Genomic DNA, 12,199 nt, shown 5'->3' on the forward strand with positions numbered 1-12,199 from the left:
CCAGGCGCGGGACGCGGAGGCGCCGCTGAAGGGCGCCGTCCCGTGTGCCCACCCGTCCCGCCCCAGCGGGACGACTGCCCACACGGGCAGCGGGGAGCCGCCCCGCAGGGCGCGGCCCAACGGCGGGTGGGAGCCGCCCAGGCGGGCGCGGCCCACACGGGCAGGGGGCACCGCCCCGCAGGGTGCGGCCCGCGCGGGCCGAGGTGCCGACCCGCGGGGTGCGGGCTCGTGCGGGTGGGGGTGTCGGCCCGGAGAGTGCTGGGGGTCAGGAGCGGGTGGCCGGCGCCTTCGTCCGGTGAGGGTCAGGAGCTGGTGGCCGGCACCTTCGTCCGGTGGGGGTCCGGCGTCTCGTCGTCCGGGCGGATCCCCCGCATCCGCCCGTACGCGTACACACACCCCGCCAGCGCCAGGTCCGACAGCAGCATGAAGCCGATCGAGTACGACCCCTTCGCGCTGTAGATCGCGCCCATCACCAGCGGCGGCAGGAACCCGCCGAGTCCGCCCGTCGCGCCGACGATGCCGGTCACGCTGCCGACCTTGGCCTGCGGGGTGACCTGGGAGACCAGGGCGAAGACGGAGCCGCTCGCCGTGCCGAGCCCGGCGGCCATGACGAGGAGGGCGACGGTGCCGCCGGGGTTCAGGGGCGGGTCGAAGGCCTGGACGATGGCGAGGAGGGCGACGACCCCGAGGGCGACGGCCGTGACGAGCGCCGGGTGGACCCGGTCCGAGAGCCAGCCGCCGATCGGCCGGAACACCACCGTCACCAGCGCGAAGCCCGCCGCCTTGGTGCCCGCGTCCGTCGGGCCGAGTTCGTACCAGGTCTTCAGGTACGTCGGCAGGTAGACGCCGAACGCGACGATGCCGCCGAACCCGATCGCGTACAGCGCCGACAGTTCCCACGTCACCCGCAGCCGTGCCGCCGAGCCCAGGCGGGCGGCCAGGGAGGCGGTGGGGACCGGGCGGTCGGGGCGGTCCGTGATGAGGAACGCCGCGAGCACCGCGTACGCCGCCAGCGCGATCGCGACCACGAGGAACGGCAGGTTCTCGCCGTGCTCGGCGATCCGGGGCGTGAAGTAGCCGGAGAGCGCGACTCCGCCCATGCCCATGCCGAACACCCCGAGCGCGAGCCCGCGCTTGGCGGGCGGGAACCAGGAGTTGACGAGCGGGATGCCGATGGCGAACGTCGTGCCGCCGAGGCCGAGGAGGAAGCCGACGACCAGCAGCAGACCGTAACTGTCCTTGACGACGACCAGGAGCAGCACCGGAACGATCGTCAGCGCCGAGACCAGCGGGAACATCAGCTTCGCCCCGTACTTGTCGGTCAGCGCCCCGGCCGGGATGCGGCCGACCGAGCCGACCAGGACGGGTACCGCGACGAGCAGGGACTGCTGGAAGGAGCTGAGGCCGAGCCGGTCGCCGTACCAGCTCGCGATCGGCGCGATGAGGTCCCACGCCCAGAAGGTGAGCGTGAAGCCGATGGTGGCCGTCACCAGGTTGCGGTAGGCCGCCGCTGTGGGGGACTCGGTCTCGGTGGTCACCCCTCCAGTCAAGATCCGGGGGAGGGGCCCGGCGCGCCGGACTGGGCCGTACGGGCGTCGTTCAGGGCCAGGTCACCGTGGTCGGAGGCGTGCCGTCGTCCTCGACGCGCAGCCGGGCGCCGTCGTTCCCGGCCGACACCTCGACCGTGATCGCGCCGACGCCCGGCCGCCGGTGCGCCGCGGCGAGCGCCCCGCGCAGCGCGGCGAGGAGCCGGTCCGCCGTCTCCTCGTCGACGAGCGTGTCGACCGCGCCGGAGAAGTGCACGGACGGCTGGAAGCCGAGCGGGACCGCGGCCCCGCCGGTCTCGCGCAGCACCCGCCCCCGGAAGGAGGCCGGCGCGTCCGCCGGCGGCTGCTGGAGGGCGAAGATGGTCGTCCGGACCTCCTGGATCGTCGAGTCCAGTTCGTCCACGGCCCGGCCGAGCAGTTCGTCCTCGTCGGAGGAGCCGCCCGCCCGCCGCCGCGTCGACTCCAGCATCATCTCGGTGGCGAACAGCCGCTGCACCACCAGGTCGTGCAGGTCCCGCGCGATCCGGTCGCGGTCCTCGAAGACGGCGAGCCGCTCCCGGTCGTGCCGCGCGTCCGCGAGGACCAGGGCGAGCGCCGCCTGCGAGGCGAACTGCGAGGCGAGCAGCCGGTCCACCGCCGAGTACGGCCGGCCGCCGCGCCGCCGGGGCAGGGCGAGGGTGCCGATGAGCTTCCCGCCGCTCTGCAGCGGCAGCATCATCGACGGGCCGAAACGGGACCGGACGTGGGTGGTCATCCGGGGGTCGGTCGCCGAGTCCTCCACGAAGACGGGCTCCCCGCCGAGGAGTTGGACGAGGACCGGGGAGCCGGGCGCGATCGTCGTGCCGACCAGGTCGCCCGGGTCGTCCGTGGTGGAGGCGGCGACGATCTCCATCCCGCCCTCCCCGGTGGGCTGGAGGACCACGCCGGCCGAGGCGCCGGCGAGGATGCGGGCCTGCTCGGCGACGGTCGTCAGGGCGTTCTCGGCGGTGGCGCCGGTGAGCAGGGCCGTGGTCACCGCGGCCGCGCCCTCGATCCAGCGCTCCCGCTGCCGGGCCGTCTCGTACAGCCGGGCGTTGCCGATGGCGATCCCCGCCTGGGAGGCGAGGACCCGGAGGAGGGCGAGGTCCTCCTCGGTGAAGGGGCCCCCGCGCTTGTCGGTGAGGTACAGGTTGCCGAAGACCTCGGTGTGGACCCGGATCGGGACGCCGAGGAAGCCGTGCATCTCCGGGTGGCCCTCGGGCACGCCTGAGGAGCGCGGGTCGGCCGTCAGGTCGTCGAGCCGCAGCGGCCGCGGGTCCCGGACGAGGACGCCGAGCAGTCCGGTGCGGCCGTCGGGGAGGCGGCCGATCCGCCGCCGCTCCTCGTCGGTCATGCCGGAGGTGAAGAGCTCGGTGAGGCGGTGGCGCTCGGGGTCGACGACCCCGAGCGCCCCGTAGCGGGCTCCGGTCAGCTCGGTCGCGGAGTCCACGATGTGCTGGAGGGTGGTGCGGAGTTCGAGGTCCGTGCCGACGCCGAGGACCGCTTCGAGCAGCATGGGCAGGCGGGGGGAGTCCTCGTCCGTGTCCGCGGCCCCGGCGCCTTCGTCCATGAGTGTCATGGTCTCATCGTCGTACGAATCACCCGGTTCCGGATGGTTCAGTCCTCGTCGGCGAGCGGGTCCCGCTCCGCCAGCGGGTCCAGGACCATCGGCTGGACCTTGCCCTCCAGCATCGCGCCCAGCCCCAGGACCGCGCACACGTCCGGCCGTTCGGCGATGTGCACCGGCATCCCGGTCGCCTCCCGCAGCATCTGGTCGAGGCCCGGCAGCAGGGCGCTGCCGCCGACCATCATGATCCCGCGGTCCGCGAGGTCGGCCACGAGGTCCGGCGGGCAGTCCCGCAGCACCTTCCCGATGCCGTCGAGGACCGCCGTCAGCGGGGTGTGGATCGCGTCCCGTACGGCGGCGGTGTCGACGGTCACCGAACGCGCCAGGCCCGTGGCGACGTCCCGGCCGTGGATCTCCGTCCAGGCGGGCCCCTGCGCCGTCAGGCCGTTCCCGCTGAGGGCCAGTTGCAGCGGGCGCACCGACTGGCTCGGCAGCATCAGCTCGTGGTGGTGGCGCAGGTGCTGGATGACGGCGTGGTCGATGGCGTCGCCGCCGACAGGCATCCGCTCCGCCGTGACGATCGCGCCGAGCGAGAGCACCGCGACCTGCGTGGTCGCCGCCCCGCACACCAGGATCATGGTCGCGGTCGGCTGCTCGACGGGAAGCCCGCAGCCCACGGCCGCCGCGATCAGGGTGTCGACCAGCTCGACCCGGCGCGCCCCGAGACCGACGAGGGTCTCCACGGCGGCGCGCTGCGCGAGCGGGTCGCTGTCGTGCGGGGTGCAGGCGGCCGCGCGCAGCCGGGGCTTGCGGCGCAGCTGTCTGCGCAGCTTCTCGCCGAGGAGGTGACGGAGCATCCGCTGCGCCATCTCGATGTCGACGACCGTGCCGCCCGAGACCGGGCGCACGACCCGGATGTAGTCGGGGGTGCGGCCGGTCATCTTCTCGGCGAGCGCGCCGACGGCGATCAGCGCTCCGGTACGGGTGTTGACGGCGGCGACGCTGGGCTCGTCGACGACGAGCCCGACGCCCTTGACGAAGACCCGGGTGCGGGCGGCACCCAGGTCGACGGCGACATGGCAACGACGCAGCTGATCAAGGCTGACGGTCACGGCGGATCCTCCGGAGTGCGGTGCTGGCACGGGCGAGGGGGTCGCGATTCGCGGTCCTGTTCGCATCGTCCGGCCCTCCGGGGCGCGGCGCGCGCTGGGCTGCGCCGCCCGGGGCCCCGCGTGCGGGCCGTACCGGAGCCCCCACTCCCCGTGAGGAGGCTCCGGAGGCGATCCCTCCCGAAGCGGGCGAATCGCGGCGCACCGCCGTCGACCTGCGGTTTCCACACAGGATCCTCACGTTCGCGCCTACCTGACGCCGCACCGGGCCGCATAGCCTGCGGGCCCCATGGACTACTGCCACGCGTGCCGGCGGCATCTCAACGGGGCCCTCGCCTGTGCCGGGTGCGGGACTCCCGTCGAGGAGCTGCGGTACGAGACCCCCCGCACACCGGACCCCACCCCGGTCCACGCCCCGGCCTCCGCACCGGTCCACACCCCGGACCACGGTCACGGCGCCCCGACCCGTCCGGCGATCTACAGCGCTCCGGACGGGTCCTCGCCCTATGGAGCTCCCGGCGTCCACGGCGCCCCTGGCGTCTACGGCGCGAGCGCGCACGGCCAGGCCGCGGCCTACGGCATCCCGCACCAGGCCGGGCCCCATGGCGCTTCGGGCCGGCCCGCCGCCCACGGCGTCCCCGGCCATCCGGGGGCCTACGGCGACCCCGGCGGGTCCACCTCCTACGGCGTCCCCGATGGATCCACCGGGGACGCCGAACCGTCTCCGGGTGACGGCGTCGACGTCGATGACGACCCCGGCCGGCCCGCGCCCGAGCACGTCTACGAGCTGGACATCCTCGAACCGCCGCGCCCGGCCCCCGGCGGGCGCCGCGCCGCGGCCCGGGGCCGCTCCGCCGCGCGGCGGGGGCGGAAGGCGGGCCCGCGCCGGGGCCGCACGGTCCTGGTGGGGACGGTGGGCCTGGTCCTCGCGGCCGGGACGCTGTCCCTGGCGAAGATCGCCCTGGAGGAGCCGCCGCAGGACGGCGCCGCCACCGCCGTGGAGGAGCTGGAGGTCACCGAGACCCCGCTCTCGCCCGCACCCGCCGAGACCACCGAGCCGCCGGAGGGGTCGAGCCCGGCCCCGGCGACGGACGCGCCGAGCTCCGTTCCGACGCGCCCCCGCCAGGTCGGCACGGGCTCGGGGCCGGGCCCCGGCTCCGGCAGGGGTACGGACCCGGGACGCGGCACGGGTGCGGGTACGCGCCCCGGCGCGGGCGCGGGGACCGGCACCGGCACCGGCCAGGGAGGCGGCGGGGCCCCGGATCCCGCCCCCACGGCCACCGGCCCGGCCTCCCCGTCCGTCACGTCCACCGCGACCTCGTCGGCGACGCCGAGCGGCCCGACGCCGACCGGCCCGGGGACGCCCGGCGGCCCCGCGCCGTCGACCGCCGGCCCCACGCCGACGCCGACCCCGACGCCCAGCCCCACGCCGACGTGCACCCGCTTCCTCTGGTGGTGCGTCTAGGGAACCGGCCCCGAGGGGGGCTAGGCCACGTCCACGCCCAGCATCCGCTTCAACAGGTCGCGCAGCAGGGTCCGTTCGGTCTCGGTCAGTTCGCCGAGGGGCTCGCGGGCGAAGCCGAGGGAGTCGCGCAGCCGGCGGGCGGTGTCCAGGCCCTCGTCCGTGGGGACGGCCAGCTTGACCCGTCGGTCGTCCGGGTCGGGGCGGCGCTCGACCAGGCCGCGGGCCTCCAGGCGGTCGACGATCCCGGTGATGTTGGAGGGCTCGCACCTGAGCTTCTGGGCGATGTGCCGCATCGGCAGCGGGTCCAGGGCGAGCAGGCCGAGGACGCGGGCCTGGGCGCCGGTCAGCGCGTGTCGCGCGGCCGCCTGCTCGTACTCCTCGTAGTAGCGCGCCACGACCGTGCCGATCAGCTCGACGACTTCGAGGGTCAGGGGGTCCGTGCGTGAGGTGGCCATGGGGAGGAGTCTACCCAGATACTTGACAACATGAAATATCAAGGCGCATGGTTGTTTGAGGTAGTAAACCTTTTGTGATCTCAAGCTTTCCTGGAGGCCGTGCTCATGTCCGTTCTTCCCGCGTCCAGCCGTGAGTGGCACCTCGTCGCCCGTCCGCACGGCTGGCCCGTGCCGGCGGACTTCGCCCTGCGCGAGACCCCGGTCACCGAGCCCGCCGAGGGCCGCATCCTCGTGCGCAACCTGCACTTCTCCGTCGACCCGTACATGCGCGGCCGGATGAACGACGTGAAGTCGTACATCCCGCCGTTCAAGCTCGACCACCCGATGGACGGCGGTGCGGTCGGCGAGGTCGTGGCGTCCAACGCCGAGGGCTTCGCCGTCGGCGACCATGTCCTGCACGGCCTCGGCTGGCGCGAGTACGCCGACGTCCCGGCCCAGCACGCCACCAAGGTCGACCCGGCGCTCGCCCCTCTCTCCGCCTACCTCGGTGTGCTCGGCATGACCGGCCTCACCGCCTACGCCGGCCTCTTCGAGGTCGCCTCCTTCAAGGAGGGCGACGCCGTCTTCGTCTCCGGCGCGGCCGGCGCCGTCGGCAGCCAGGTCGGCCAGATGGCGAGGCTCAGGGGCGCCTCCCGGGTCATCGGCTCCGCCGGCTCCGACGAGAAGGTCAAGTTCCTCGTCGAGGAGCTCGGCTTCGACGCCGCCTTCAACTACAAGAACGGCCCGGTCAAGGACCAGCTCCGCGAGGCCGCCCCGGACGGCATCGACGTCTACTTCGACAACGTCGGCGGGGACCACCTCGAAGCCGCGATCTCCTCGCTCAACGTGCACGGTCGCGCCACCATCTGCGGCATGATCGCCCAGTACAACGACACCGAGCCGGTCCCCGGCCCGCGCAACATGGCGATGATCATCGGCAAGCGGCTGCGGCTCCAGGGCGTCCTCGTCGGCGACCACTACGGCCTGCAGGACCAGTTCGTCCAGGAGGTCGGAGGCTGGCTCGCCTCCGGCGAGCTGAAGCACCGCGAGACCTTCGTCGAGGGCATCGAGAACGGCGTGGACGCCTTCCTCGGCCTGCTCCGCGGCGACAACACCGGAAAGATGATCGTCTCGGCGACCCGCTAGTCTTCCCTCAGCCGTCGCGATCGTGGGCGCGAGTCGTCGGCGGAACGAACAAGGAAGACACCAGCATGTCCATCCAGCAGTCGGACGTCCTCTACACCGCCGTCGCCACCGCCGAGAACGGCCGTGACGGACGCGTCGCCACCGACGACGGTCAGCTCGACGTCGTCGTGAACCCGCCCAAGGCCATGGGCGGCTCCGGCGCGGGCACCAACCCCGAGCAGCTCTTCGCGGCCGGCTACAGCGCCTGCTTCCAGGGCGCGCTCGGCGTCGTCGCCCGCAACGAGAACGCCGACGTGTCCGGCTCGACGGTCACCGCCGAGGTCGGCATCGGCAAGAACGACGACGGCTTCGGCATCATCGTCAAGATCTCGGCGACCATCCCGAACGTGGACGCCGAGACCGCCAAGAGCCTGATCGAGAAGGCCCACCAGGTCTGCCCGTACTCCAAGGCGACCCGCGGCAACATCACGGTCGAGCTCGCCGTCTGAGGCACGGACGCGCACACCGGGCGAGGACCGCACCCCGAACGACCGGGGTGCGGTCCTCGCCGCGTGCGGAGGGCTGCGGCATCATGTCCGTGTTCTGAGGACGGGGGAGCCGAGTGGTGTCGAACAACGGGTCGGAGCAGGCCGGTCACGAGCTGATCGGCGGACGCTACCGCCTGGGCGAGCGGATCGGCCAGGGCGGCATGGGCGTGGTCCGGCGGGCCACCGACGAACTGCTCGGCCGCCCGGTCGCCGTCAAGACCCTCGCCCTCGACTCCGGCGCCGATCCGGCGGACGCCCTCCGGGAGGCCCGGGTCGTCGCCCGGATCCGCCACCCCCACGTGATCGTCGTCCACGACGTCGTCGAGCACGACGGCCTGCCCGCCCTGGTGATGGAACTCGTCGACGGCGGCTCGCTCGCCGACCGACTGGCGGCGGGCGAGGTGCTGAGCCCGCGGGAGGCCGCCCGGCTCGGCCTCGACCTGCTCGACGCGCTGTCCGCCGCGCACGCCCGCCACGTGCTGCACCGGGACGTGAAGCCCGCCAACGTCCTCCTGGAGAAGGACACCGGCAGGGCGGTCCTGACCGACTTCGGCATCGCCAGTCTCCCCGGGGCGACGACCCTCAGCCGGACCGGGGTCTTCATCGGCACCCCGGAGTACACGGCGCCGGAGCGGATGCAGGGCGGCGACGCCGGACCCGCCTCCGACCTGTGGTCGCTCGGCGCGCTGCTGTGCGCGGCGGCCACGGGCACCTCGCCGTTCCGCCGGGACTCGATCGGCGCCGTCCTGCACGCGATCGTGTACGAGGAGATCCGGCCGTCCGAGCGGATGGGACCGCTCGTCCCCGTCGTCCGGGGCCTCCTCGAACGGGACCCGGACCGGCGCCTGGGTGCCGCCGAGGCCCGCCGGATGCTGGCCGCGTGCGCGGCGGGGGAGGACCCGGAACCGGTCGCGTACGCCCCGACCGCCCGCGAGACCGGTCCGTCCGCCGCGCCGGTGCCGGTCACGGCCGGCGCGGACCCGGCCGCCGGGACCACGGAGACCGGACGGCGCGGCAGGACCGTGCCGCTCGTGGCCACCGCCGTCGCGCTGTGCGTCGCGGCGGCGACCGTGATGGCGCTGCGCGCCGTCCAGGGCGGTCCCGCGACGGGGGCGTCGCCGTCCGGCTCGCGGGGCCCCTCGGCGGCGTCCGCCCCCGCGACCGCGCCGACTCCGGCCCCCGGGGCGTCCGGATACCGGGAGGTCGCCGACGCCGGCGGGTTCACCGTGAGCGTCCCGTCCGGCGCGCTCCGCTCCACCGACGGGGAGCGGGTGTTCTACACGACGGGGGACGGGGCCGTACGGGTCGGGATCAGGATCAGGCCGCTGCCGCCCGGCGGCGCGCTCGGCGTGATGCGGTCCTCCGACGAGAGCGGCCCGAAGGACTACCCGGGGTACCGCGACGCCACGGTCGAGGAGACGACGCACCAGGGACTGCCGGCCGCGCGCTGGGAGTTCACGTGGAGCGGGTTCACCCCGGCCGAGGGCGCCCGCCACACCGTCGACGTCTGCTGGGAGCGGGGCAGCATCCTGTACGACCTGTGGGCCTCCGCGCCGGAGGGCCGCGCCGACGAGTCCAGAAGGGCCCTCGATACGGCGCTCGACTCCTTCCGTACGACCGGCGGCTGACCTGCCCCGGGGCCCGCCGGAGGCCCCGATAGGGTGACCCCCATGCGTGATTTCGGGGCGGGTTTCGGTTACTTGGTGCGGGGCCAGAAGTGGGTCGGCGGGCACGGACGTTGGTTCGGGTTCGGGCTGTTGCCCGGCCTCGTGACGCTCGTCCTCTACGCCGGCGCGCTCGTCGGCCTCGGCTACGGCGCCGACGACCTGACCGCGTGGGCGACGCCGTTCGCCGACGACTGGTCCTCGCCCTGGCAGGGCGTCTTCCGCGGCGCCCTGACGGGGCTCGTCTTCGCCTTCGGGCTCTTCCTCGCGGTGATCACCTTCACCGCCGTCACCCTCCTCGTCGGCCAGCCCTTCTACGAGTCGCTCTCCGAGGAGGTCGACCGCAGCGAGGGCGGCGAGGTCCCCGAGTCGGGCCTGCCGCTCTGGCGCGAGCTGTGGATCTCGGCCCGGGACAGCCTGCGGATCCTGGTGCGGGTCGCGTTCTACGGCATCCTGCTCTTCGCCTGCGGGTTCATCCCCGTCGTCGGCCAGACCGTCGTCCCCGCCATCGGCTTCTGCGTCTCCGGCTTCTTCCTCGCCGAGGAGCTGACGGCCGTCGCGCTCCAGCGGCGGGGCGTCGAGCTCAAGGAGCGGCTGCGGCTGCTCCGCGGGCGCCGGATGGCCGCCCTTGGCTTCGGCGTTCCCCTGACGCTCTCCTTCCTCGTGCCGTTCGTCGCCGTCTTCCTCATGCCGGGAGCGGTCGCCGGAGCCACCCTGATGGCCCGCGACCTGCGCGGCGAGAACGCCGACCGGGACGAGGACCCCGAGGAGAACGACCGTGAAGGCGGCAACCTTCCTCCCTTCGGTGGCGACCAGGGGGTGCACCACATCCCCCACTGGAGAAGGAACCCATGACGTCACACAAGCGGAAGACGGGCCGCCGGCGCGCGGTCGTCGGCGGCCTCGGCGCCCTCGCCGTCACCGGCGCGGCCGTCGTCGCCGGCGGTCTGCTCGCCCCGGCGGGCGCGGCGGGAGCCGTCGCGGCCTGGCCGCAGGCGAAGGGCGACAAGCCGGTCGCCACGACCATCGAGGTCTCCGGCACCTACGACGGCAGGCTGAAGCGCTTCCACGGCACCGGTGAACTCGGCTCGGACGGCCAGGACGAGGACCAGAAGCCGCTCTTCGTCCTCCAGGACGGCGCCGTCCTCAAGAACGTGATCCTCGGGACGCCGGCCGCCGACGGCGTCCACTGCCTCGGCAGCTGCACCCTCCGGAACGTCTGGTGGGAGAAGGTCGGCGAGGACGCCGCCACCTTCAAGGGCACCTCCGCCTCGTCGGTGTACGCGGTGTACGGCGGCGGCGCGAAGAGCGCCTCCGACAAGGTCTTCCAGTTCAACGGCGCGGGCAAGCTGGTCGTGACCAGGTTCCAGGTCTCCGGCTTCGGCAAGCTCGTCCGCTCCTGCGGCAACTGCGGGAAGCAGTACGCGCGGACGATCCTGATCGACGACGTGGACGTCACCGCGCCCGGCAGGTCCGTCGTCGGCGTCAACGCCAACTACGGCGACACGGCGACCCTGCGGAACGTCCGGATCCACGGCGACGCCCAGCGGAAGATCAAGCCGTGCACCCGCTTCACCGGGAACAGCACCGGCAAGGAGCCCGAGGAGACCGGCACCGGCCCGGACGGCACCACCTGCCGCTACTCGGCCGGGGACCTCTCGTACGACTGATCCCGCACGAGCCGCCCGGTCCTCAGTCGCCGAGGACCGGGTGCAGCTCCGGGCGCGCGTCCCACCAGGCCCGGTGGAAGGCGTTGTTGTCGACGTTCGCCAGGTACGCGCGGGCCGCCGCCCGGTACAGCAGCTCCGCCTGCGGGGCCGGTACGGCGGCCCGGTTCCAGGCGAGCCGGATCCGTCCCGTCACCGGATCGCCCTCCAGGGGACGCAGCACCGTGCCCTCCGCCGCCGGAGCCGTCGGCTGGCTCATCGAGATCGCCCGGCCCGACGCGATCAGGTCGTAGTGCATCTTGCGGTCGGCGACCCGGTGCCGCAGCGAGGGGGTGAACCCGGCCTTCCCGCAGGCCGCGACCAGCGCCTCGGGGCCGCCGTCGTCGTCCTCCACCAGCGTCATCCAGGACTCGCCCGCGAGCTCGGCGAGCGCGATCCGCTCCTTGCCGGCCAGCGGGTGCGCCGCCGAGAGACGCACGCAGAACGGCTCCTTGGGGACGAGGGTGCGGGCCGTCGTCCCCTCGGGCAGCGGCACCTCGTGGTCGTTGACCTCCCCGTACAGGACGGCGTCGTACCGTCCCGCGCCGAGCTGTCGGGTCAGCGTCGTCGCCGAGTGCTCCACGGTGACGGCGATCTCCCGCCCCGTCACGACCCGCTCCAGCTCCCCGAGCAGCCGGTCGACGAGGACGAGCAGGATGCAGCCGAGCCGCAGCGGGGTGTGCGGGGCGACGGCCCGGGCCCCGGCGACCAGCGCGTCCATCTCGCCGAGCACGAGCCGCGCCTTGGCGAGCACGAACTCGCCCAGCGGGGTGGGCTCCACACCGTGCCGGCCGCGCAGGAACAGCTCCCCGCCGGCGACCCGCTCGATCCGCCGCAGCTGCGCCGAGAGGGCCGGCTGCGAGACCCCGAGCCGCCCGGCGGCCCGCCCCAGACTGCCCGCTTCCGCTATCCGGCAGACGGCTTCGAGATGCCTCAACTCCAGCTGCATTTCAGCAGCGTACGCAGCGGCGCGCGGGCGCACCATAACCCGCGTCTTATGCCGGATGAGATGTCCC

At 74.1% G+C, this 12,199-nt stretch carries 11 protein-coding genes; 6 read left to right on the forward strand and 5 right to left on the reverse strand.

Annotation, left to right across the window (positions count from 1 at the left end):
• Positions 1-302: 302 nt before the first annotated feature.
• The 3 genes from ACIGW4_RS22480 to ACIGW4_RS22490 form a co-directional block, all read right to left on the reverse strand.
• A complete protein-coding gene (locus ACIGW4_RS22480) occupies positions 303-1,538 on the reverse strand; it encodes a nitrate/nitrite transporter (protein WP_399582485.1) in 1,236 nt (411 codons plus the stop codon).
• A 61-nt stretch (positions 1,539-1,599) separates the two neighbouring features.
• On the reverse strand, positions 1,600-3,144 hold the full coding sequence (locus tag ACIGW4_RS22485; RefSeq protein WP_399582488.1) for a GAF domain-containing protein: 1,545 nt from the start codon (positions 3,142-3,144) through the stop codon (positions 1,600-1,602).
• Positions 3,145-3,182: 38 nt separating this feature from the next.
• Positions 3,183-4,244 carry a rod shape-determining protein gene (locus ACIGW4_RS22490; protein WP_123452010.1) on the reverse strand — a complete coding sequence of 354 codons (1,062 nt, stop codon included), beginning with the start codon at positions 4,242-4,244 and terminating at the stop codon, positions 3,183-3,185.
• 286 nt (positions 4,245-4,530) lie between these two features.
• Between ACIGW4_RS22490 and ACIGW4_RS22495 the strand changes: the two genes are divergently transcribed.
• On the forward strand, positions 4,531-5,706 hold the full coding sequence (locus ACIGW4_RS22495) for a hypothetical protein (protein ID WP_399582490.1): 1,176 nt from the start codon (positions 4,531-4,533) through the stop codon (positions 5,704-5,706).
• A gap of 20 nt (positions 5,707-5,726) precedes the next feature.
• On the opposite strand, the gene ACIGW4_RS22500 is transcribed toward ACIGW4_RS22495, so the two are convergent.
• Positions 5,727-6,161, reverse strand: coding sequence for a MarR family winged helix-turn-helix transcriptional regulator (locus tag ACIGW4_RS22500; RefSeq protein WP_123452006.1), 435 nt, complete (start codon positions 6,159-6,161; stop codon positions 5,727-5,729).
• Positions 6,162-6,266: 105 nt separating this feature from the next.
• On the opposite strand from ACIGW4_RS22500, the gene ACIGW4_RS22505 reads away from it, so the two are divergent.
• From ACIGW4_RS22505 to ACIGW4_RS22525, 5 genes are all read left to right on the forward strand, one after another.
• On the forward strand, positions 6,267-7,286 hold the full coding sequence (locus tag ACIGW4_RS22505) for an NADP-dependent oxidoreductase (protein ID WP_399582493.1): 1,020 nt from the start codon (positions 6,267-6,269) through the stop codon (positions 7,284-7,286).
• A gap of 65 nt (positions 7,287-7,351) precedes the next feature.
• Positions 7,352-7,774, forward strand: a complete 423-nt coding sequence (locus ACIGW4_RS22510; RefSeq protein ID WP_086831271.1) for an organic hydroperoxide resistance protein — start codon at positions 7,352-7,354, stop codon at positions 7,772-7,774.
• Positions 7,775-7,890: 116 nt separating this feature from the next.
• Positions 7,891-9,441 (forward strand): serine/threonine-protein kinase, encoded by a 1,551-nt coding sequence (locus ACIGW4_RS22515; RefSeq protein WP_399582495.1) that lies wholly within the window; start codon positions 7,891-7,893, stop codon positions 9,439-9,441.
• Positions 9,442-9,483: 42 nt separating this feature from the next.
• Positions 9,484-10,332: an EI24 domain-containing protein gene (locus ACIGW4_RS22520; protein WP_399582497.1), complete on the forward strand. Its 849-nt coding sequence runs from the start codon at positions 9,484-9,486 to the stop codon at positions 10,330-10,332.
• Positions 10,329-11,147: a pectate lyase gene (locus ACIGW4_RS22525; RefSeq protein WP_399582499.1), complete on the forward strand. Its 819-nt coding sequence runs from the start codon at positions 10,329-10,331 to the stop codon at positions 11,145-11,147. The genes ACIGW4_RS22520 and ACIGW4_RS22525 overlap by 4 nt, the downstream gene beginning before the upstream one ends.
• 22 nt (positions 11,148-11,169) lie before the next feature.
• Here the strand turns inward: ACIGW4_RS22525 and ACIGW4_RS22530 are convergent, their stop codons facing one another.
• On the reverse strand, positions 11,170-12,132 hold the full coding sequence (locus ACIGW4_RS22530) for a LysR family transcriptional regulator (protein ID WP_399582500.1): 963 nt from the start codon (positions 12,130-12,132) through the stop codon (positions 11,170-11,172).
• Between the last annotated feature and the right edge of the window lie 67 nt (positions 12,133-12,199).

The organism is Streptomyces sp. NPDC053513 (assembly GCF_044544765.1).
Classification (GTDB): Bacteria; Actinomycetota; Actinomycetes; order Streptomycetales; family Streptomycetaceae; genus Streptomyces; species Streptomyces litmocidini.